The 23101-nt window shown below is 53.5% G+C and carries 13 protein-coding genes and 1 pseudogene; 10 read left to right on the forward strand and 4 right to left on the reverse strand.

Annotated elements, in window-relative coordinates:
• The first annotated feature begins 265 nt into the window (after nt 1-265).
• From HFX_RS15975 to HFX_RS15995, 6 genes are all read left to right on the forward strand, one after another.
• Nucleotides 266-892 (forward strand): TetR/AcrR family transcriptional regulator, encoded by a 627-nt coding sequence (locus HFX_RS15975; protein ID WP_004056322.1) that lies wholly within the window; start codon nt 266-268, stop codon nt 890-892.
• Nucleotides 893-1086: 194 nt separating this feature from the next.
• The gene (locus HFX_RS15980) at nt 1087-2394 is read left to right on the forward strand and encodes an MFS transporter (protein WP_004056321.1); all 1308 of its coding nucleotides are present in this window, start codon (nt 1087-1089) and stop codon (nt 2392-2394) included.
• Between the two features lie 140 nt (nt 2395-2534).
• A complete protein-coding gene (locus HFX_RS15985) occupies nt 2535-3128 on the forward strand; it encodes a hypothetical protein (protein WP_004056319.1) in 594 nt (197 codons plus the stop codon).
• 86 nt (nt 3129-3214) lie between these two features.
• Complete coding sequence (locus HFX_RS15990) at nt 3215-6406, forward strand: type 2 lanthipeptide synthetase LanM family protein (RefSeq protein ID WP_004056317.1); 3192 nt, start codon at nt 3215-3217, stop codon at nt 6404-6406.
• A 122-nt stretch (nt 6407-6528) separates the two neighbouring features.
• A complete protein-coding gene (locus HFX_RS19810; protein ID WP_155844699.1) occupies nt 6529-6675 on the forward strand; it encodes a hypothetical protein in 147 nt (48 codons plus the stop codon).
• Between the two features lie 360 nt (nt 6676-7035).
• Entirely contained in the window at nt 7036-8637 is a 1602-nt protein-coding gene (locus tag HFX_RS15995) for an oleate hydratase (protein WP_004056315.1), read from the forward strand.
• A 1157-nt stretch (nt 8638-9794) separates the two neighbouring features.
• Here HFX_RS15995 and HFX_RS16005 read toward each other — a convergent pair.
• The 4 genes from HFX_RS16005 to HFX_RS16020 all read right to left on the reverse strand — a co-directional run bounded on the left by HFX_RS16005 (nt 9795) and on the right by HFX_RS16020 (nt 17132).
• Nucleotides 9795-13016, reverse strand: coding sequence for a type 2 lanthipeptide synthetase LanM family protein (locus tag HFX_RS16005; RefSeq protein WP_004056313.1), 3222 nt, complete (start codon nt 13014-13016; stop codon nt 9795-9797).
• A gap of 179 nt (nt 13017-13195) precedes the next feature.
• Nucleotides 13196-14044, reverse strand: coding sequence for an ABC transporter permease (locus HFX_RS16010; protein WP_014732660.1), 849 nt, complete (start codon nt 14042-14044; stop codon nt 13196-13198).
• Nucleotides 14037-15101: an ABC transporter ATP-binding protein gene (locus HFX_RS16015; RefSeq protein WP_014732661.1), complete on the reverse strand. Its 1065-nt coding sequence runs from the start codon at nt 15099-15101 to the stop codon at nt 14037-14039. The genes HFX_RS16010 and HFX_RS16015 overlap by 8 nt, the downstream gene beginning before the upstream one ends.
• A 342-nt stretch (nt 15102-15443) precedes the next feature.
• On the reverse strand, nt 15444-17132 hold the full coding sequence (locus HFX_RS16020) for a PKD domain-containing protein (protein WP_014732662.1): 1689 nt from the start codon (nt 17130-17132) through the stop codon (nt 15444-15446).
• A gap of 1287 nt (nt 17133-18419) precedes the next feature.
• On the opposite strand from HFX_RS16020, the gene HFX_RS16025 reads away from it, so the two are divergent.
• From HFX_RS16025 to HFX_RS19345, 4 genes and pseudogenes are all read left to right on the forward strand, one after another.
• On the forward strand, nt 18420-20192 hold the full coding sequence (locus HFX_RS16025; RefSeq protein ID WP_004056305.1) for a histidine kinase N-terminal 7TM domain-containing protein: 1773 nt from the start codon (nt 18420-18422) through the stop codon (nt 20190-20192).
• 445 nt (nt 20193-20637) lie between these two features.
• Nucleotides 20638-21357 (forward strand): DUF547 domain-containing protein, encoded by a 720-nt coding sequence (locus HFX_RS16030; protein ID WP_004056303.1) that lies wholly within the window; start codon nt 20638-20640, stop codon nt 21355-21357.
• Nucleotides 21358-21920: 563 nt separating this feature from the next.
• On the forward strand, nt 21921-22577 hold the full coding sequence (locus HFX_RS16035; RefSeq protein ID WP_014732665.1) for a helix-turn-helix domain-containing protein: 657 nt from the start codon (nt 21921-21923) through the stop codon (nt 22575-22577).
• Nucleotides 22578-22632: 55 nt separating this feature from the next.
• Nucleotides 22633-22957: pseudogene (locus HFX_RS19345) on the forward strand (IS6 family transposase); the annotation flags it as partial.
• Nucleotides 22958-23101: the final 144 nt, after the last annotated feature.

Here is a 23101-nt window from a genome sequence, read left to right on the forward strand (position 1 = left end):
AGCCGAGTACCAGCGGGCTGATGTTTGACATGCTTTAGCTCGTTCGAAAATCGAACCCGACTCCAGTAACATCTCGACCATAGGGTGTGGGGTTATTATAAGCAAAATCGAGTGCTTTCTTGACTTGTTTTAGTACTGCTCCTCCAACCCGGTCTTATTGGATCGGTGTCTGACTCGCGTAGACCGGATTTCGTCAGGCACCGGTCATCTTTAGGAATCGGTCTCGGAGCATTGAGTCTATACTTCTCCCCGCGAATATTGTTGTATGAAATACACCGACGCAGATCAAGGACCATCGGACACCGCGGAAGAAATCATGGAGGCGACATTACGAGCCCTCCGGAAGCACGGGTATGCGAACCTCACGATGCAAGCAATCGCTGACGAGTTCGATAAAACAAAAGCTGTCTTACACTACCACTACGATACGAAAGACGAACTCCTCGTCGCATTTCTTGACTATCTTCTCGACCGGTTTATCCGACGCTTAGATTTCGAGACGATTGACGACCCGGATGCCCGGTTGAGTGCACTCGTAGACCGGCTACTACTAGAATTTGACGACGATACCTCAGATGAGACGGCTCCCGGATTTCCTGCAGCGCTTCTCGAAGTTCGTGCACACGCTCCTCACAACGATTCGTATCGAGAACAACTCACGCTGAACTACGAACTGTTGAAGGACATGTTGACCACCATCATCGACGATGGAATCGAACAAGGGGTTTTCAATCCAGTCGATTCGGAGCAGACGGCGACACTAATTCTGGCTGCGATTATGGGTGGCCGTGATTACTACAGTACGACCAACCGGGAGTGTGTCGGTGAAGAGGTTCGAGACGCCCTCCAGGACCAGTTTCTGAGCGAGTTGCGTACCTCCGACAGAACGTAACTTCGTCGGCTTTCGAGTGTCGGTCCAGAAATTTTATTAGCTATCTAACTAACTGGTTAGTTAGCATAGCATGATTCGGATATCTGAGACAAGACGCTATTCGTTTAATCAGAAGAAGTCACGGAGCAAGCTACGCACCCGCCTGAAACAGTCCCCCATTGGTGATACATGGTCAGGAGGGCTCTGATTTCACCATGTTTGGGATAGACCGTCGCCTTTTCGCGTTGGCACTCGCTCGGATGGTCGATGCATTTTGCAACTCGTTTCTTATCGTCGTCCTCCCGTTGTACATCGCCAAGGGTGGCGTCACTGGCAGTGCGTTTGGGCTCACTGAATCACTCGTCACGGGACTTATCCTCTCTGTCTTTGGATTCCTAAATAGTACTATTCAGCCAATCACCGGGAGACTTTCTGACACGACTGGCAAGCGAAAGCCGTTCATCCTCGTCGGTCTTGCGGTCTTAGCCGTTGCTAACTTCGCATATTCGTGGGCGGAGAGTTATCCCTCGCTTCTCGCTATCAGAGCATTGCAGGGTATCGGTGTCGCTTTCACGGTTACAGCGACGGTGGCACTCGTAAACGAACTCGCGACAGCAGAAACTCGCGGTGGAGATATGGGTGTTTTCAACGTGTTCCGCCTCATTGGATACGGATTAGGGCCTCTTATTGCGGGAGCAGTCGTAAGCAATGAGTCCTACGCAGTGCCCCTCGTCGGAGTTACTCTCTCTGGATTCGACGCTGCTTTCTTTATCCCAGCGTTGGGCGCAATCGTAAGCGCGTTTATCGTGTCCGTGTTCGTTTCTGATCCGGAGACAATTTCGCCGAGTAGCGACTCGGGATTTGCGTTGTCCGTGTTTGCTGACGATGACTCCCTGCTCGATCCTCTCTTCACACTTGGCCTTGCTTCGCTGTTTGTTGCGACGGGTATGGCGCTCTTTTCGACGATCCAACCGGTTATCAACGACCATCTCAGTCAAAATGCCGCCTTGTTTGGTGTCGAGTTCGCTGCGTTCACTGTGGCGGAGTTGATTACGCAAATTCCCGTGGGGAGGGCGAGCGACCGGTACGGGCGTCGCCCGTTCATTATCGGCGGATTCCTCTTGTTCGCCCCCGTGACGTTCCTTCAAGGATTCGTCACTGCACCGTGGCAGATGATCGCCGCGCGGTTCGCTCAAGGAGCGGCAGCAGCGATGGTATTCGCACCCGCATTGGCACTCGCTGGTGACTTGGCGGCGAAAGGAGAATCCGGAACTAAACTATCTATCCTGACGATGAGTTTCGGGCTCGGAACTGCTATCGGGCCGCTCGCATCTGGGTTCTTGATTCGCTATGGTTACGCCGTTCCGTTCGCGTTCGGCGGAATTGTCTCCGCTCTCGGTGCCGTCCTCGTCTATACGCAGGTCGAAGAGACTCGAACTGGTGCGCCGCGGGAACTCGACCATCTCCTCACCCGCTTCGAAGAATTATTCTCGACCACGCTGGGTGGGAGTTCGGATGAGTAGCTCCTCTGTCACCGCGAGTCCCCCGTGCTTGCAGTCTCGTCCATCGCATTCGACCGGCGCTGGCCTCCAGTGACATTATGGTACAGCTCTGGAACTTTCCCCGCCTTTCGGCGTCCCGTCAGCGCCGACTCGCGCGAGCGATGCAGGTATCCTTAATCGGTATCCTACTCGTTGGGCTTTACGACGGTGATTCGAGCATCATCGTTAATACGGTAGTTGCACTGTGCGTGACGCATCTTCCCGCCGTTCTCGAACGAGAGTACGACGTCAGCCTCGATGCTCGGTTGTCCCTCTGGATTACGTCCGCCGTGTTTCTCCACGCGTTTGGAATGGTGGGGGTTCCATGGACGCCGCTGAATCCGTACCAGTCAGTGTGGTGGTGGGACCACCTTACCCACAGCTTGTCCGCTTCAGTCGTCGCCGCTGTCGGCTACTCCACCGCGCGGATAGTAGATTCGCACGGTGGGGCAATCGAGCTTCCACCCCGGTTTATGTTCGTATATATCGTGTTGTTCGTGTTAGCATTCGGAGTTCTGTGGGAGGTTCTCGAATTCGCCGTGAGCCGCCTCGCCTTCCTACACGGGGGTGAGCCCGTGTTAGTTCAGTACGGACTCGAAGACACGTTGCTTGACCTCGTGTTTGATATGGTCGGCGGTGTTGCTGTTGCGACCCGTGGAACCGAACTCCTTGACGACGTTATTCAGGCCGAATTTCCGACACCATCCAATTCGTGATGACACCGACGACCTCTGACTGCTCCTCCCCGTCTCTTCAGGACAATAATTCATAAACCAATCATACATACTACATTATATTCAGAATGAACCGCGTCTACACGATGGGGACTGTACTCACGGAATCGGAGCGGCACGAGATTGCTGGGCGTGCACGAACACTCGCAGAGCGTCTCGATGGCCCGGCCAACAGCGCCGGTTCGCCGCCGCCAATCGATCCTACGGAGATTTTCGACGAATGGAAGCATCTATTCCCGGATGACGAGTCGTTCCGTGCCCGACTCGCACACGATGGCTTTACGGAAACGGCTGTCCGCGAACAAATCGCAGCGACCCACTGGCCTGAAACTGAGCCACTTCCAGACTGGGTTGATACGTTGTCGGATTTAGTCCAACACGTCGGCACGTGTACTAAAATAACCCGAAAATCCGTCTCGACACCTGACCAGACCCCCTTCGGAGAACTACTCACCGCGATTGCCAGTTTCGCCTGCGACCAACTATCCCAAACGGTCGTTTCGATGGCGGCGGTTTCGTCGATGGAGAGACAACTCGTGGATCGACTTCGGTCGCTTTGTGTCCGGGTGTTGTACGTCGAATTCAAAAGCTTCGTCGAGGTTCACGACCCAGAACTGGCGGCGACAAATCCTGCTGCAGTCTCTGAGCCATCTACGGAGTACTACGAACAGTTTATCGAGGCGATGCTCGGACAGGGATTCAAAAATCTATGTCTGGAGTACCCGGTACTTGCGCGACAGCTGACGACCCTTCTCGATAACTGGCAGAGCGCTGTCGAAGAGTTGTGCCGACGATTGCAGACTGACCGTGAAGCCCTGCGGCAGCGGTTCGGCATTGAGGGGTCAGTGACTGACCTTAATCCGCTTACTACGGATACCCACGCTGGTGGTCGAGTTCCGGTACAAGTTTCATTCGAGGACGGGTCGGTTGTCTACAAACCACGGCCTCTCGATGGTGAAGTCACATTTTACACCATTCTCAATCGGTTGGACGAGTATCTCCCGACGCCAAGATTCGAGACGCCGTCGTTGCTTCCACGCGACGGGTACGGGTGGATGGAGCTCGTCGAATACCGCGACCTCCCTGACGAATCTGCGGCCGACCGCTACTACGAACGTGCCGGGTCGCTTTTGTGTCTCGCCTACGTGCTCAACTTCACCGACTGTCACTACGAGAACCTACTCGTCGACGGGGCGACGCCCACGGTCGTCGACGGCGAGACAATCTTCCACCCCCACGTAGAGTCGGATGCGAAGCCGTTCGAAACTGAAGCGAGCGCAGCGGTTGATCGGTCCGTCCTCCTGTCCGTGATGTTGCCGTTCTCCGTCGGCGATCCCCGAGAAGCACACGGCAGGCGATTCGCGGATAAGGTCGCCGGGTTGGGAAGCGATAGCGAGGAGACGGCACTCCCGAACCAGTCTCGCCCGACTATCGAGGCGGTCAACACGGACGTTATGGCGGTCGACATGGAAGCCGTGACAGTCGATCCATACACCAACACACCGTCCGTCAGCGGCGTAGACCATCCGCCGAGTGACCACGTGGACGCGCTGGTCGGTGGGTTCGAGGAGGCGTACGAAACCATCCACGAACTGCACGAGACCGGGAGGTTCCTCAACGACGTCGCAGACCCAGAACTGGTCGCCGGGGGTAACACTCGACTGCTGTATCGGTCCACCGGTCGATACGCTTCGATCCTTCGGTCGGCCGCTGCTCGAAACTCGCTCCGAGACGGTGCTCGACTCACCGTCGAGTACGAGCGACTTGCGGTGCCGTTTTTCGACGGGACCGTGGAGACGGACAGACTCTGGTCGCTGTACGACTCCGAACGACGTGCGCTCCGAGATCTCGATATCCCACGATTTGCGTCGCGTACCGATCAGCGAGCGCTATTCTACCGCGACGAACAATTGGATGTCGTCGCCGACAAAACGGGATATGAGTTCGTTCGGCAACGACTCGATGGGATGAGTGAGACTGATCGCCGTCGCCAGACGTGGTTGATTCGGCAGGCACTGGGGGAATCAATGACGGCGGGATGTACCCCCCCGGAGCTGACTGAACAATCGGAACAGAAGCTTCGGCGGCGAGCCTCGACAGGTCGCTACGAGCAGGCGGCGGTCGATCTGTTCGACAGCGCGGTCGACGCACGCGTCGAAGCGGGCGGCGGTCCGGGTTGGGTGTCTATCGTCCCCGAATCGGGGATCAACCTCTATCCGGCCGACAACTCCCTGTTTTGGGGAACCGGCGGCATTGCGCTGACCGCGGCGGCCCTGTACGATGCGACCGGCCGAGTGCACTACCTGGAACTGGCCGACGAGGTTCTCTCCTCGGTTGTCGACGGCATCGCTAGCGGATCGATTCCCGCCGAGCACGGCGGGTTTCAGGGAATCGGCTCGGTCGTCTACGTCCTTTCGGTGGTTGCTGACCTCCTTGGTGACGACAGCTACCGGGAGGCTGCGCTGGCGGCGACTCGAACACTCTCCGCGGACGATATCACCGACGCCGATTCCCTCGATGTTGTAGCAGGCGTCGCGGGGACACTCCACGGTTTGCTTGCGTACCACGAACGATACGGTAACGATAGCGTCCTCGAACTGGCGGTCGACTGCGGCGACCGACTCCTCAACGCTCGGACCCACGTTGCTGGCCACTTCGTCTGGGAAACGACTGAGAGGAGCGTACCACTCACCGGGTTTGCACACGGTTCCAGCGGAATAGCGTACGCGCTTGCGCGCTTGGCGGCCTCGACTGGTGACCCAAGGTATGCCGACGCAGCCCGAGAGGCAATCGATTTCGAGTCGGCGTTGTACTCCCCGTCCCGCACCAACTGGCCGCGCTCAGCGACTGCAGACTCCTATCAGGACCGCTGGTGTCACGGACGGACTGGAATTGCGCTCGGTCGAATCGGAATCGGGACGCAACTCGGCAACGACGCACTCATCTCCGAGGCAGGGGATGCGCTGACTAAAACCGGAACAGCCGAACCGCTGCACCTTGACAATCTCTGTTGTGGGAACTTCGGTCGCGTTGAAGCCCTCCTCGTGGGCTCGCGCCGAGCTGGCTGTGATGGGACACTCGCGGACGAACTCGCATCGAGGTGTCTCGCTCGCCGAGAGCGCGACGGAATCTTATCTCTACCCGGTCACACCCGCGAGTTCGTGAACCCGACGTTTTTCGACGGTGTTTGCGGCCCCGCCTACACGCTGCTTCGTCTCGAAGCTCCCGACACGTTGCCTTCCGTTCTCTTGCTTGAGTAGTTGAGTACCGCCCGCTGGTCGGGAATTCCAGTCAATAACATTCATTCGAAGTTAGCAAAAATATAACGAATTACAAAACATATAAAGATTTAACATGTATGTTGTCGAGAATTACTTTTGCAATGTCAGTTGCACTTGATAACAAGGCTGGTAGCAAAGAGCAGTACGACAACGAATTCATGCAGACTGTCGACGACGTGTCCGAAGTCACGGCGGACCACCGCGACGGATGTGGGTTCACCTGCAGTCCCTTCTCGAGCTGGGGCTAAGTGGAATTACGGATCGACTCCTCTCTGTTTTTTGACGTAGTTCGGTTATTCATCCGTCACAACCGCCGTAATCGAGTGTACTCTCATTCCTTGTCACGGCTGAATTCGAGACCAGTAATGAAGTCGCCAGATGAGTCTACGGAGACCGTCACCTACCACACTTTGTATGCGACGTTCGAGCCTATCCCTAACGCCTTCTCTCCCATAAACTGAGAATTCGACGTTAGTTTATACATCTATGACACCGATATTCAGCCGAAAAGAGACCATGACTAAACAAATACAGTCTAACACTGGGATTCAGCGTTCGAATGTAGTGCACGCACAGATTACGTCCATATCGAACAGGAGGACGAGCTTATGAGTGATTCCGACACACAGAAGGCGGCTGTTGCGGAGCGGGAGGCCTACTTCGTCGGGGGCGGTATCGCTTCTCTCGCCGGGGCCGCGTTTCTGGTTCGCGATGCCGGAATGCCCGGTGAGAACGTTCATATCCTCGAAAAACGGGAGGTGTTCGGCGGTGCACTCGACGGTCGGGGCGTCCCCGAGGAGGGCTACATCCTTCCTGGTGGCCGCATGTTTAACTTCCCGACTTACGAGTGTACGTGGAACCTCCTCGACTCGATTCCATCGCTTGAGGACCCTGACACCAGCATCAAGGCCGAGATGGACGAGTTCAACGAACGGCACGACACGTACGCCGAGGCGCGACTCGTGGGTTCGGACCAGGAGATACTCGATGTCTCCTCCTACGGCTTCGAGACCGAACACCGTCTTTCGATGATTCGCCTCTTGCTTACGCCCGAGGCGAAACTCGGCGACACTCGAATCGAAGAATGGTTCTCCGAATCGTTCTTCGATACGACCTTCTGGTACCTGTGGGCGACGACGTTCGCCTTCCAGCCGTGGCACAGCGTCGCGGAGATGCGCCGCTATATGCAGCGCTTCACGCAGGAATTCCCTCGCCTGCACACGCTCAGCGGCGTCGCGCGTACGAAATACAATCAGTACGACTCCATCGTCCGCCCGCTTCGTCGGTGGCTCGATGACCGTGACGTCGACTTCCGTACCAACCACACCGTGACCGATCTCGATGTTGTCCCGGGGCGCTCGGGGAAGACCGTCGAGGCAATTCGCTACAAGGGTGCTGACAGCACGGCGAAAGAGATTACCGTCGACCCAGCGGACTTCGTCTTCGTCACAAACGGCTCGATGACCGACGGTCTGAGTCTTGGGTCGATGACGGAGGCTCCCGACCTCAAGTCCAGCGGGACGTCCTTCGAGTTGTGGAAATCACTCGCCGAGGACCACCCCGAACTCGGGACACCCGAGGCGTTCGCCGACCATATCCCCGAATCGAAGTGGGAGTCGTTCACGCTCACGCTCCGCGAACCCGACTTCCTCGAACACATCGTCGAAGTCACTCGCGAAGAGCCCGGTAACGCCCTCGTGACGTTTACTGAGTCGAACTGGCTCATGTCCATCGTCACTGCTGCCCAGCCTCACTTCGCAAACCAGCCGGACGACGTGAAAGTCGTCTGGGGATACGGACTCTTCCCCGAGGAGAAAGGGAACTACGTCGAGAAGAAGATGGAAGACTGCACGGGTGAGGAACTCCTCGAAGAACTCTGCTACCACCTCGATTACACCGAACACTTCGATGAACTCCGTGAAACTTCGACCTGTGTCCCCTGCATGATGCCGTTTATCACCAGTCAGTTCATGCCGCGGGTACCCGGCGACCGCCCGGACGTCATCCCTGCGGGGTCGAACAATCTCGCATTCATCGGCCAGTTCGCCGAAGTGCCCGATGATGTCGTGTTTACTGTCGAGTATTCGGTTCGCTCGGCGATGGTCGCCGTCTACGAGTTCCTCGACGTTGAAAAAGAGGTGCCCCCGATAAGCACGCATCAGTACGAACCCGATGTGCTACTGGACACTGCGAAGGCTGCATTCCGGTGATACGTCGTCCCCGTAGCTGAGCGTGATATTTTACGCCTTAGCATTCTATAGTAGCGCTTGCAAGTCATTGCACACTCGACCGACCGCTGTCGTGCGCTCGGATGTGTCACCAGTTGCAAACGCTACTATAATTTATCTTCCTCTATTAGTAGTCGACCGCATATAGATGTTAGCAGTTCGTCAGAACTGAACTATTCAGTGAGTTCGACGTGCTTGAACCGGGATTCGATAGTAGGGGTCGGACCACGAGCCCACTGTCCTTCTTCTCACAGTTTGGTTTATCATGGGTAGAGAGACATTACAGCGCGGTAACCCTATTTGTACTCTCTCTACAGCGATTACGTTACTGTATACTGTGGTCTCTGTATTGTAGTTTTTCTTCAAAACTCTGTGATAGAGTTTTGAGAATAAAACCATTCTATATTCTGTTTAGTAGATGTCTGTCATTCTATGAATATTGTAGATACTCTGATGGATTGGTTGGGTTATGTGATTTAGAACTAAATATGCTGTATTAATTCTATTATAGGTGGTCATTCTAGTCAATACAGAAATAATAGTTGAATCACCTAGTGTGTCACTTGTCTATTCTTCTGAGCATCTGGAGGTGTGCCATTAATAAATTCTTCTAATAGTACTATTCTATCTAACGGTAGTTTTCACTAACCACAATACTATTGCTACTCGCCCCGTGGTATATCCCTATATAAATAACCGGGAGGTGTTATGATGTCCCCTCCGTGTCCCCTACTGAGTATCCGTGATGCAGATACAGGACCCGCAAGAGCAGTCGCAGGAGAACGACCCGAATATCGTCGTTTCGATTCCGACCCCTTCGATTTCGAAGAACTTCTCGAAGAGATCGTCAAATTGGCTTTTAAGGACATCGTCCTTGTTACTGTGCCCCATTCCGAATTCAGATGTCTGATATGCTGACATCAAACTATATATCATTCGGTTATTACTTCAATTTTTCCGTAATTGTACTCAAAATATTATGTTATACGGGAATGTTCTATCTCGGGCTTCGGCCTCTTTTTGCGCCTTTATCTTCGGTCTATCCAGTCTACCCGTAACATAGCGTATTTCCGAACCACTCGATGTTGAGGAGGGGTGAGAATAGTTAAAAACTAACGCTGTATTCTACTCTCGTCTTCTCATTCCCAGCGTAACACGTTTGGAATCTGGTCCGGTGCAGTAACACGAAGCATCGTGTACGCGATTCCAGAGAGACCGTGGAAGAACGTCGGGTTGGTGATGCGATTCGCATCGTCTTCTGTTCGGTATGTCCCTGATTCGTCCTTCCGGTCGACGATTGCACCAATCCGTTCTCTTGCGCCTCCATCCGGTAGCTCTCCGAGTCTTTCTGCTTCAAGGAGGAACTCGACACGTCCAGTTTCACCACAACAGAGGTGGTCGTACTCCTTGAGACCTCGCTGTGGGAACCCTTCGACTGCACGTTTGAGTCCCTTCGTCAGTATCTCTCCGTCGTCGTAGTTTACCATGCCTGCCCGTGCGAGCCCTTCGCCGCTTCGCCCGTAACACCACTGGTCGTGGAACCGGTTGTTCGACCAACTTCGGTTATCGGGCCAGTTGCGCTCCGACTCTGAATATTTCCGTGATTCGAATTCGAGTGCTTCGTAAGCCGCATCTCGATATTTTTCTTCGCCGGTCTCGTCAGCGAGTCGAATCAATGCGTATGCGATTCCGATAGCGCCGTGGGCAAATCCAGTGAGCGGTGGGGAATCGTCTAGCGTTTGCCACACCGCAAGCCCATCGTCAGTTTCGACACGATTTACCAAGAGGTGCTCACCACACTTTCTTGCCGCCGATACGAGGCTCTCCGAACTGTGGCGGTCGTTTGCTGCAAGCAAGCCGAGTATCGTTCCTGCGGCCCCGCCGGAAACGTCGAACGTTGAATCGGTTTCGAACGTCTCGTCGGTCACGAACTCGGCTGTTCGTGCAGCGTCTTCGACTAACGTCTGCTCGTCGACCAACTCACCGACAACTGCGAGACCGTAAGCGACAGCACCGAGACCGTTCGTGCCGCCGTGCATATACAGGGCGGGTGAAATACTTTCGGCGCGGACTGCTTTGCGAGTCTCTTTGAGTATCTCTAGTGCGAACGTCTTGTACTGGTCCACCCCAGTGGTGGCGTACAGCGCTGCTCCGAGAAGTGCAGGGCCACTACGGCCGCTATAAAGAGAGTGGTCACCGGGTTGTAGCGCGAGGCGTGACGATTCTGACCGTGGGACAACAGACGAGAAGTGTCGTTGGCCGGTGTCGGTTTGCACTGTCGCAGATTTAACCGACTCGAAGAGTGTTCTCGCTTCTTCCCGGAGGCGCTCGTCACTTATCTGGCGGGGCGTTGCCGAGACATCGATATATTCTGATTTATTGGGGTCTGGAGCTGTTCCGAATGCACCGCGAATAAACTCGATTTGTGTGAGCATATCCTCTCTATCTGCTGATTCGATACGTTCTCGACTCACAGTTAGCCCCGGGACGTCCGCGTTCACACCGATTTCAGTCCCATTCATTCGAATGGCTGTTTCGTCGGTCTTACAGCTGAATCTCGGTGGTTCAAACTGGCACATCTTCTGGTACTCTGATTTATAAATCGGCCAGACATCCGGGTCGTCGATTCGACCGTCAAAGAACGGGACGGACAGGCGTTCGATCTCTGCCCCGAACCACGCGCCGTCGTGAAGCGTCAACCGTGCAGACAGTGAATCGATACAAGCCGCATACCTCATTGTTGGCCGCCAGACAGTACGGTTTTCGATGGACTCGAACGCATCTGGTAAGCCAATCGATGAGAGTTTTCCGGAGTCTCGGAGGGCGATAATCGTTTCGTACGTCGTTTGGAACCCATCGATGATCTCGGAGAGATATTCATCTGGGCGGAACTCTTCACCGTCTACCGAGGGGATATTCTCACTTCGGTCGAATTTCGATGGAACGTGCTGGACGTTCATCAGATCTGTATTGACTGCGGCTACGACGGAGTTCGTGAGGTCTTCTATCTCCCGTTCCTCGGCAGAGACGCTGAAACCGGCAGTTGCCTCTCCGAGGCCGGAGAGCTGGTCGTCTTCTCTGGACCCCATCGGGAGCAAGAGCGTCAAAAAGACACTCCGGTTCATCAGAACCCCCGTTCCGGTGGGGAACGGTCTCTTATCGGTGTAGAAATAAGGTGCACAGACGGTTTCCGCATCAACTAACACCGGGTGCTCGCCCGAGACGACGAGGTTCTCGTACTGGCAGTCGGTGAAGTGAAGCAGATACGCAATGCAAGTAAGGGAACCAGCACGCCGGTAATACCGCTCGACAGCGTCGGTATCAGTACATTCAGTGGATTCAATCCATTCCATCCAGCCGTACCCATCCCGGGGGAGGTATGTGGGAATCAAAAAGTCAGGGACGTCGAGTTCGGCATTCAGCCGGTCGAGAACACTGTAAAACGTGGCCCCGGCATCTACGTTCCGGGGTTTATACACGACTGTCACGTCGGCGTCGAACGAAACTCGCATGATGGCCCTCCCGTCCCCGTGCGTGTCGTCGGCGAGCGGTTCTAAGCTTTGAATGCGTCCCAGTTCACCGTCGTCGGCGAACGTGTCTTCGAGGGCTTTTCGATCCGCTTGCAGCCGTTGACTAAACTCTTGAATGTGTTCGCACCACTGCCGTATCTGACAGACGAGCAGTCGACCGAACAGCGGATATTCCTGACATAGGTCCGCGAACCCACCTTCAAATATGTACTCAATGAATTCATCGTAGTATTTGGTTGGCGGGTCATCGAACTCGTCGGGGTCCGCAAAGGCCAAATCGCGGTCTCTACTCGCGATGAACGTCTTGAATTCGACAAATAGAATCCGAACAAACCTTCGCTTGAGCCGTATGATGAACCAGTCCATCATTGTATTGATGGCCTCATCTGAAAGGACGTCTCGGACCTCGTCTCCAGCTATCTGGTCCCGAGCAGCTTCTGCGATTGCCGCGAGCAATTCGGCAAATGGGTACTCTTCACCGGAGACAGCATTGTATTCAGACCATTGAAGCTCTCCCGGATCTCTCTGAAGGACCGATTCGACGATATCGTCAAGCGTGTAAATCCAATCGGGAAGTTCGGCGTTGTCGGACAGTTTGTCCATCTTCGCTGCCTGACGAATGTCCGCTCTCGTTACTCCACTTTGCTCTAAGCGGGCGTCGAGAATCGATTCTTGCAAGAATACGTCTTCCCAGTCTTGGTACGCTTTGGCCGCTGTGGAATCGTCACGAAGAGCGTTTTCAAAGTCATCTGGGTTCTCTACACGCTCTAACAGTGTCTGTGATCGTCCAACGATGAGCCGCTTGAACTCCTCAGTAAATACGCCCGCCATTATTGTCTGACTGGTTTCTCGAACTCTGGAATACATTTGTCAACAACACTTCTGAATATCAATCGTACTCCCAATTGGGCTTCTACCATACGACTTCATGTCTACATCCCAATTATAAATATCTTAAAGCCAGTCCGGACACGAAATAGTATCGTTGTGTACCGGTTCTCACTGTGTACTCAGTAGTGTCCCATTACTCCTCGATGGCGCGCAATACGAGAACAGTAGATGAATATCGCGTATCCAATAAGGAGGTACAGGGCGGCAACGCCGATCAAGAGACTAATCTCGACCGCGGAAAATTCCCACAGGCGGACGCCGTCTCGCATGGCCAGTTGCAACATCGAGGAGCTTTGTACTACCGGCAGTAGTCTGAGCCACGGAATCTCTGCTAGAGGTGCCGCAACGAGGCCGGCGATTGCGAATTGCATATACTGGTAGAAGCTGGAGATTCGTTTATGAATGAGGGCTAGTCCTGCAACTGCGTACCCGACTCCAACCACGGAAAGAGCACCAAACAGTAGAACCGGGAGCACAGTCGGAACGTCGATAGAGAGTGTACGCTGCGTGACCAGTAAGGCCATGATAAGTAGTATCGCTCCAATCGAAATACTTTGAATGAGACTCACGAAAATCTTGGCACTCATGACTTTCCCGAATCCGTAGGGGGACATGTACAACTGCTCGAGTGTGCCCCACTCTGATTCACGAGTAACGCTGTCTGGCAAACTACTGTATGCTGACTGGGAGACTAGATAGAGGAACCAGCCGACGATGAATCCATCGAGCGTTGGTGCGATTGCGTTGCCACTCACACCAGCTGCACTAGCCGCGAAGGACCCGCCGAAGAATAACATAACAAAGAACAGAAACCCGCCCCCGATTTGACCGACGAAGTTGAGCCGATAGCGGTACATAATAGTGAATTGCATCTTGACTATCTCAACGAATAGTGTGTGTAACCCATCAGGTGAGTCTTCTCTTCGAGTTTGTCTTTCACTCCGTTCGTTCTCTGTTGAATTACTCATGTGCTATCTCCTCGGTGAGCAAGCGCTGACCAGTGTCCGTTTCGTCCATTCCGTCGCCCGTCAGGTGTAAAAAGACATCCTCCAGAGCAACTTCAACCGCGTCAAACGACTGTATCCGAACGTTGTACTCCTGAAGTAGATTCACGACATCGTAGAACGATTCGCCCGTGACCTGAATCGTGTACACATTGGAGTTTGCCTCCGTCTGTTTCGATAACCCGTACTGGTCCACAAGTTGTTCGTAGAGTTCGGTCGCGAGAGGAGCTTTGGTTGTGATTTTGTACTTCTGAGTAGTAAACACCGATAGCAACTCTGCAACCGGCCGGTCTGCGATGATTTGCCCGCTATTCATGATAATCACCCGGTCACACACACTCTCAATGACGTCCATATCATGACTCGTAAGGACGACTGTGATCCCCTCTTCGTCTGCAAGATTTCGAAGTTCTTTCCGAAGTTCAATCGAGCTTTCTACGTCCAATCCAAGGGTCGGTTCGTCGAGGAATACGACTTCAGCGTTGCGTGCCAGCGTACACACGATTGAGACTTTCTGTTTTTGACCTCGGGATAGTTCGCGTACGACAGTGTCCTCTTTGTCTTTGAGGTTGAACTTCGTCAGAAGTTCTTCGTGCCGTTGGTCCATAGTATCCGGATTTCGTCCGGCAATTGCCGAGAAGAAACGCATGTTCTCTCGAACAGTCAATCTCCAGTAGATGTTTCGGGTCCCCTCGAGAACTGCTCCTATCCGTTGGAATGCCGTACTCGTGTCCCGCTGTACATCTACTCCTGCCACTTTGGTCGTCCCTTCAGTTGGCACGACAAGGGACAACAGTGATTTGATGCACGTCGTTTTTCCAGCACCGTTTGGTCCGAGTATTCCAACGATAGACCCCTGTTCGATGCTGAACGTAACTCCACTTACTGCCTCGACGGAATTCTCTCCATCCCCGTAGCGTTTTGTAAGGTTGGAAACCTCGACCGCTGGTTGCTTCGAACGAGATTTCGAGAGTTCACCACCTCCTCGGTCACCGTATTCTCTGTCGTATTGCGAACACATTCTGGCGGATAATTGCAGCCACTATATAAAAAATACACGTCGTATGAGAATCCGTATTTAAAATCGGCGGTTACACCCCGTTCAAACCTGGTCATCTGGTTCGAGTGGCTCTAGCAACGAGACTAGCAATTACAATTGTATTCTTGTAAATGATATTATTCTAATATTTCTATTGCCGTTTCGCTGTTCGTCATTCGAAATCGTGAACGCTGTCGAACTACGCCCGTTCGAGATGCGAACGGTTCTGTGAATGGATTCGTCCCCGACCGCATCACGCACTGATGGACGGATGTTGGTCGAGGAGGTGCTAACCAGACCGTGCCAGCGAACTACCGCTTGCCGTTAGTTGCCGACGCGGTTGTACAGTTCGATGGCATCGACGACGTCGTCGTTGAGGTCCATATCGGTCTCCAGTTCGACGTGGGCCGTCTCGGCAATCATGTCGACGACGCGCTGGCGCTTTTCGGGCGTATCGAACTTGTTCGTGAGCGGTTCGCCGACGCTGACTTCGATCGACCAGTACTGACCGGGGTAGGCGGTCCGCATGTTGTACGGCGAGTCGTGGTAGGCAAGCCGGACAGCGTAGGCAGATAGTGTGGAGTCGATGTCGGCGTAATCCTCTGGTACGTGTTTATCTTCGAGCGTAATCTCGATGATATCACGTTGAGGGTGCCCGTATCCGGGTCTCGGTCGCTGTTCGTTGTTGTACGCACCGGCAGACATCGTCTTGCCGAAGTTCGCCGGACCGAGCCACCAGATTACGGCTCCGTCAAGGTGGTACGGAACGGGGCTGGTATTTTTGAACAGCAGGACTTGATGCCAGAACCAATCGCTCCCGTGGATTTCGGCGTTCGCCTCCATGGGTGCGTTCGCAGTGAATCGGTCGCCACCCAGTGGGTCACCCGTGGCTGGATGGGTATCGTTTTGAAGGGTGTCGAGCAGCGCGCTGTCGTAGTTGTCTATGTACTCGAAGTCGTCCGACCAAGCGGGGTCGTTTTTCGCCTGGAAGTACACTCGGTCACGCTCTTTGACCTCCTCTTCTTTCTCATTTCGTGCGTCCGTAGGCCACTGTTCTTGGTAGAACAGCGAGGGGTCGTTACTGGCCGGGACCGGTCCGGCAGTCTCGTCCCAAGCCTCGGCGCGACCGGGGCCTTGGAAAGTCGGGTCCTCGGTCTTGTCGGGCAAGAGCATCAACCGCGGCAGCAGTTGGGCGATGGCGTGGTCCGGCAGCCCCTTCGACCGGAACTGTTTGGCCCAGTCGAGTGCTTGGGTTCCGAGTGAGTCAAACGTCAGTGACCCATCGGAGACGTTGTTGCGGATCGCGTCGAGGTCAACGTTGAAGTCGGCTGCTTTCTCCGCGTCGGTCCATTTTACCGTGGTAGTACTGTGACCTCCGTGGCTTCCGTGCCCGCCATCGTTCTCCCCGGGCATGAAGTCGAGGAAGATATCCGGGATGTACCGGTCCTCGTATTTCGGGAAGAACTCCTTAATCGTCGTCTCGGGTGTGAGGTCTCCTGACCCCCCACCGTCTGATTCGACGGTGACTGTCTTCTCGGCGGTCGCGGTATCCTCGTCAGTGTTCGTCACTGTCAACGTGACAGTATGGTCACCGGTGGTGTCGAAGCTCACCGTAGTCTCGACGCCGGTAATGGGGTCTCTGTCGTCGACCGTCCACTCGTAGGTGTCAATGTCGCCGGTCGACTTCGAGGCGTCGAGGGTCACATCTTCGTCGACGGTGACTGTCGTAGCGCTCATCTCGATGACGGCCTTGAGTTCTTCACCACTACCACCACCTTCTTCACGTATCTGCTTCCAGGGGTTTCCGGTCTTCGTACTTGGTTCGGTGCCGTGGGTCCACCACTTCGCTTCCCAGATGTAACCCTCGTGAACAACGCGGTCACCACCTGTGTACGTCGTGTCGGAGTCCCACTGCGGTGGTGACTCGGCCCCTGATACTGTGACACTCGCACCAGCAATCGATGTGAAGAGCACTGACGCGTTGCGTAAGTACTCACGTCTATTTTGTTTCATGGTTTCCTCTGGAGTCACTCGTGATTTGGTCGCCGCTAGTGAGTGACTCCACCGCGTGCTAACATCCGATTGACAATAAACATTTTGTGGAAATTTAAATCTATATTTAAATTATATTAATTCAGCCAATCATATATGATTGTGGTATACTATAACAATGCTAGAACCGATTTGGAGACTGGGAACTCCCACAGAGGGTTTGTACCCATGGCGGCAGTATGGTGCGCTCTACGGCCGACGGCCCTGGAGTTATTGTGCGATCTCACAACCTCAGAGGATGAATTGGTGCGGGCCTTCTGTTCAGAACCAACAACGACGCAATAGGTACAGTCTGTTAGTTCTGGATCTCTGTGTTCAAAGAACATTTCGAATTCTTATTTCTGGCAAGGATTCGAAGACTACGAGACAATAGCTGAATTACCAAGAAGCAGCGTAAAACGAAGGCACGCGACAAAATCAAACCCCCAAGGTTGCGGCCCCATTCCATATAGCGATATACAATTCATCTGCATCGCGTTCGAGCAGCACGTCATTTCGCTAATCCTCATTGTCTGACACAGACAACAATATATGTAGTAATATTAAATAATTGATGTGTTCTCCGTAAACACTAGAAAACGCAAACTCAGACTGACACGACCCCGCTTGAGTCGGGTTCTTGGGCCTCGTTCTCCTCGACAACACTATAAATCCGCGTAGGAATTCGGCACGCTCTCTCGTACGCGTGTTAAGTACCACAACCTCGCTGTGCTGACGAACTGGTCTCGAACGGCGGTTCCCTCAATCTATGACGCTTACAACACGCCAACCGAGCGGGTGAAGAGATTGTCCAGCTGTTTGGCAGTCGAGAATGCTCTGTTGTAACTCCTGTCGAGGAACTCGTCGACTTCATGCGGCCTCGCCCGACGCTGGCGAGGAGACGACAGTCGAATTCGAGATTCCAGGCAAGGCTTTCGATGTGGTTCGTCCAGACGGTACGAGTCGGTTCGAACCCGGGACACTCCCACTTCGGTGTGAGTCACGTGCGGTGTCGGTCGACGCGAGGACTAATCTGCTTGAAGCGGTGCTGTCGAGTCGATTTAAATTCCGGTAACGTTGTGATTCCAGGAGAGTTTCCATTCGGCACCTTGTCGGCGCGGCAATATTTGTCAGTTGGGACTTCGATTGATGTACTATCTCCGCAGAAATTCGAACAGTACGTCGGTTTGAACAGGTATTTTTATGCATCAGAATCGGCTCAAAACATCCGTTCATGGCTTCGGGACCTTCACTTAGGCTTTTTGAAATATGAGCTGGCAATACACGGTTTTCGCACTCCCGACGCTCTTTGCGATGGTCGTCTCCGCACTTTTGGGTATCTATAGCCTGCACCACATGCGGACGAAGGGACGGTCACCGGTTCTGTCGGCGTTCTTTGCGGTAGATGTTGGGCTCGTCCTCTGGACCGGATTTTCGGCCCTCAAACTGTTGCACACGACCCCGGCGGTGAAACTCCTGTTCTACAAACTCCTCTATCTCGGAGTCGCACCGCTTGGACCGCTCGTGTTTCTCTTCGTTCTCGTCCATACGGACCGGATTCGGAGAATTCGTCCGAGACACATTGTGACAGTCCTGAGCATCCCGCTTGTCTTCTTGGTGATTCTATTTACAAATCCGAGCGACCTTGCCATCGAAACACCGCGATTCATCGAGTCGAACGGACTGGTACTCCTCCGCGTCGATGTCGGGCCTGCCCACTTGTTGTTGCAACTCCTCTACAATGCGGTTCTCTCTACCGCAGCGGTAGGAATCATTCTTTACGAGGCGTTTCGGCTGGGTCGTTCGTACATCCAACAGGCGATACTGGTCAGCATCGGTATTGCAGCACCGTTCATCTTCGCGCTCTTTTCGTCGCTTGGCGTGCCACCGTTCAATCCTGAGGGTGTGAATCTCGTCCCAACATCTGCGGCCGTCACGTCGTTGGCAATCGGGATTGCCGTCTTCAGATACCGATTCCTCGAGTTGCCGCCTCTCGCCTACACCACTGCGATGGAAGCGTCACCAGATGGTGTGTTCGTCCTCGACCCGAACGAGCGAATCGTCCACGTCAACAACCAGGGTGCGTCCTTCCTCGAACAGTTTGCTGCCGATGTCGGCGACCCCATCACGAAAATTTCCCCAAAATTCGACCTCACGACGTCACACGACGACAGCGTCCGGGTTACCCTCGACGACGGAACACCGATGTTTCTCAGCGTTCGGTCTCAACGACTTACCCGCCAAGATCAGGTGGTTGGCTGGGTAATCGTCTTCCGCGACGTTACGGACCTCCACCGACAGAAACAGATGATTCTCGACCAGAACGAGAAACTTCGACTTCTCAATCAAATCATCCGACACGATATCCGAAACGATACGGCTGTCGTGCTTGGAAACGCTCGCCTCGTGGACGAGATGGTCGACGATGAGGCGGTGAGCAAACGTCTCAAGACGATTATTCGGAACAGTGAACATACGGCCGAACTCACTGACACCGTCCGGAACCTCATGAAGACGATGCTCGAAGATGAGGAGACGGCCCACCCAACGTCGATTGGAGGCGTACTCTGGGACGAAGCAAACGAGATTATCGAGGGGAATCCCAATGCCGTCGTCGACCTTCCAGACGAACGACCGGATGTTTCGGTGATGGCCGACGATATGCTCGGGACCGTCTTCCGAAACCTACTCACAAACGCAATTCGCCACAACGATACCCCAGAACCGGGAGTTACCATCTCAGTCGAAGAGCAACCGGACACCGTACTCGTCAGAATCGCTGATAACGGCCCCGGTATCCCCAACGACCGGAAAGACGAGATATTCGGCCGCGGTGAGAAGGGCTTTGAGAGCCCCGGGACGGGGCTCGGTCTGTACCTTGTCGATACAATCGTGAGCGACTACGGCGGTGATGTCTGGGTCGAAGACAATACACCCCGCGGTGCAGTCTTCGTCACCAGACTCAGAAAGTCAGAGCTCGGTCAGTCTGACCCCGGTAGTAACCGACAACTGTCCAGTCCTGAAGAAGCGCGTTCGAAGTGAGTTTTTGGTGAATTCGTGGAGTCTTGGATGACCAGTCAGTAGTCGGTCGGCTGCAATCTGCGAGCTATCGCTGATTTCACCCCGGAAACGGACGTTGAACGCCCTGTTGGGGTAGACGCTCATTGATAGCACGCAAGAGGGAGAATTGTTGGCACCGACACGACAGAAAACCCTCAACAGACTCTTTACATTACCTTGGACTTTTGGATAATGTGGATTTTCTAACTTTTGTAAGATATCTAAATTATTCAAATATTCCTGGTCTCAATAGTGTTGTTCGATACCAAGGCCAGCGTTTACTGACGATAACGAGGAACGACAACGGTCATTACACCCGCATTGATGGCCTTCTGTACGACTACAGCAGTTGTCTGGCAGTCTTGCTCACTTCTCGCCCATCCACGTCGCAATCAAGACGCTCCGACGAATACTTCATAATACCTCCATGAGTGCTCTTTCTTCCCCTTCGGCGTTCTCGTATGAGCTTTTCCGTGCCGTCAAACGCAACGAGGATAGTGACGGCTATTTCGACGAACTCGCAGCGATGGACGACGCCTTCCTCTCGGAACTTGATGGGCGGAGCGACGCGGTAACGGCATTCTGGGTTAACGTGTACAACGCGCTCGTCCAGCGGGACTTACAGGTAGATATCTCGTTGTACGAGCACAAACGGCGGTTCTTCGGGCAGCAACGGCACATCGTTGCTGGAACCGACCTCAGCCTCGACGATATCGAACACGGCATCCTTCGGTCGTCGAAGTGGAAGTACGGCCTCGGGTACCTCCCGCGTTTGTTTCCCAGTTCGTTCGAGCGCACATATCGCCTTCTTGGAGTCGACCCACGTATTCACTTCGCGCTCAACTGTGGTGCCGAAAGTTGTCCGCCAATCGTCGCGTACACGGCAAGCAACATCGACGACGAACTTGAGCGGAGTGCAACCTCGTTCCTCCAGCAGTCGTCGAGATACGACCGCGACGCCAACGACGTGTGGGTGTCGCGTCTCTTTCTGTACTTTCGTGGTAACTTCGGGGGCCGCAGTGGCATATACGACACGCTCGAACGCTACGGCGTTATCGAGCGTGGAGACCGGCCTCGAATACGGTATCAGAAGTACGATTGGACGTTACACAAGGGAATGTATCGAGACGAAGTTTCATCCGCGTGAGATGGTGTCAACGGTCTAAGCGTCGGCGTTGGCTTCTCCTTTCCATTTGCCGAACGATGCAGTGGTCCAGAGAAATCTAAGAAAATATATTCTATGATGATATATCCAATATTGGGTCATGCTTCCCCACAATCTCGGAAGATGATTTTGATGCGTAACTTATCTCCATCGTGACAAAGACCGAATCAGATATCCAGTAGAACGTGCCTTCTGGTCGTCGTTATAGTAGCGTTTGCAACTGGTGACATATCCGATCGCACGACAACGGTCGAGCGAGTGTGCAATGACTTGCAAACACTACTATAGGTGTAAATCAAGAATCGCCCCGTTTTCATATCGACTATCGTACGATTCGGACTTACCGTCTTGGTGCGTCTAAGTAATCTTTCCACGGACCGGGCGCTACTTGATGAGGTGTTCACTCTAACGTTACATCGTCCGAAAACTATGCTAATCCTCTCGATACGGTGGGGCCTTCAGGGTCGAAATACAAGCAAGCGGCATGAGCATTTGGGATGTAGAACATCCACGAGCTTTTACATTAACGCACTCCAACTCATTGTATGCGGTATCTTACGGCTCTACTCAAACCAAATGGAGGTAGTGCGTTCCATCCACTTGGAGAGCAACTGACAGATGAACCATCTATCAAGCGAAGAGCCATTCATCATATCGAGCTTCTTGATGATGATACCGTGCTGCTATTTGCCGAGGCAAGCGGCAGTCAGGAACGATATAAACAAATTATGGAGGGTTCCCCTCATGTCAATGATTATCTTGTCTCCGGAGACGACCGTTGGATGGCTGTGAGTCAATTTGAGCCGACAGAGGAGACTCGTCGGGGTCTGGAACTACAACGAGAATCAAACCTAGTAATCGACACACCGATTTACTTTACTTCCAATGATTATCTCAAGGTAACCTACTTGGGATCTGACGACACATTCAAAAAGTTATCCGAATATATTGAAGATATAGACTTTGTTACGTTTGAACTTCTTGAAATGGGTGATTATGACCCCAACGAATCATCGTTCAGCAGGATGCTTACATCTCGGCAAGAAGAAGTGCTAGAGACGGCAGTTGAGCTGGGGTATTACAACGAACCTCGCCAAGCGTCACTTGAGGACATTGGCGGGGTTGTCGGAATCGCTCCTGGAACGGTGGGTGAGCACCTTCGAAAAGTCGAAGAACGTGTGTTTAGCGAAATCGTTCACTGAAGTTGCTCCGAGTATCTCCACATATGGTAGATATATAATCAATCGGCACTGTCCCGCTGTCAAAATCAATGGCGAGTGGTCTTGGTTGTACGATGCAATAAACCTCGACACAAAGTTACTCCTCGACGTGCAATTGGTCAAACGACGTGGAACTGATCCAGCAACTGCATTCCTTCACTGGGTCGCCGAGAAACACAATTTCGAGGAAGCGGTGTTTCTGGTTAATTAGTTCGGTTATCGGACTGAACACTCTCGATTAGGATTGGGTGGGCAGTCGGCTGAGCGTCCGCCAGAGACTTGCACTGTTCGTTCACTACTTTAACGTGCAACGACCGTGTCAAGCGCTTGGCGGACGAACGCCAGCTGAGGAGGTTATCTAGACAGTGCCGTCATCAATTATTTAAACACGGTTTTATGAAGAGACACTTTTGAAGCTCGCTGTCAATGTGACCTCCAAAGAACGCATGGGGTAGTGCTCCACCCGTAATACTTCGGGCTTTAACGAGCAGCGTAGATTGATTCGT

The organism is Haloferax mediterranei ATCC 33500 (assembly GCF_000306765.2).
Lineage (GTDB): Archaea > Halobacteriota > Halobacteria > Halobacteriales > Haloferacaceae > Haloferax > Haloferax mediterranei.

Excerpts from the sequence above, each read along its gene's own strand:
- HFX_RS15975 (WP_004056322.1), top strand. The coding sequence starts at position 266 with ATGAAATACACCGACGCAGATCAAGGACCATCGGACACCGCGGAAGAA.
- HFX_RS15980 (WP_004056321.1), top strand. The coding sequence starts at position 1,087 with ATGTTTGGGATAGACCGTCGCCTTTTCGCGTTGGCACTCGCTCGGATG.
- HFX_RS15985 (WP_004056319.1), top strand. The coding sequence starts at position 2,535 with ATGCAGGTATCCTTAATCGGTATCCTACTCGTTGGGCTTTACGACGGT.
- HFX_RS15990 (WP_004056317.1), top strand. The coding sequence starts at position 3,215 with ATGAACCGCGTCTACACGATGGGGACTGTACTCACGGAATCGGAGCGG.
- HFX_RS19810 (WP_155844699.1), top strand. The coding sequence starts at position 6,529 with ATGTCAGTTGCACTTGATAACAAGGCTGGTAGCAAAGAGCAGTACGAC.
- HFX_RS15995 (WP_004056315.1), top strand. The coding sequence starts at position 7,036 with ATGAGTGATTCCGACACACAGAAGGCGGCTGTTGCGGAGCGGGAGGCC.
- HFX_RS16005 (WP_004056313.1), bottom strand. The coding sequence starts at position 13,016 with ATGGCGGGCGTATTTACTGAGGAGTTCAAGCGGCTCATCGTTGGACGA.
- HFX_RS16010 (WP_014732660.1), bottom strand. The coding sequence starts at position 14,044 with ATGAGTAATTCAACAGAGAACGAACGGAGTGAAAGACAAACTCGAAGA.
- HFX_RS16015 (WP_014732661.1), bottom strand. The coding sequence starts at position 15,101 with ATGTGTTCGCAATACGACAGAGAATACGGTGACCGAGGAGGTGGTGAA.
- HFX_RS16020 (WP_014732662.1), bottom strand. The coding sequence starts at position 17,132 with ATGAAACAAAATAGACGTGAGTACTTACGCAACGCGTCAGTGCTCTTC.
- HFX_RS16025 (WP_004056305.1), top strand. The coding sequence starts at position 18,420 with ATGAGCTGGCAATACACGGTTTTCGCACTCCCGACGCTCTTTGCGATG.
- HFX_RS16030 (WP_004056303.1), top strand. The coding sequence starts at position 20,638 with ATGAGTGCTCTTTCTTCCCCTTCGGCGTTCTCGTATGAGCTTTTCCGT.
- HFX_RS16035 (WP_014732665.1), top strand. The coding sequence starts at position 21,921 with ATGCGGTATCTTACGGCTCTACTCAAACCAAATGGAGGTAGTGCGTTC.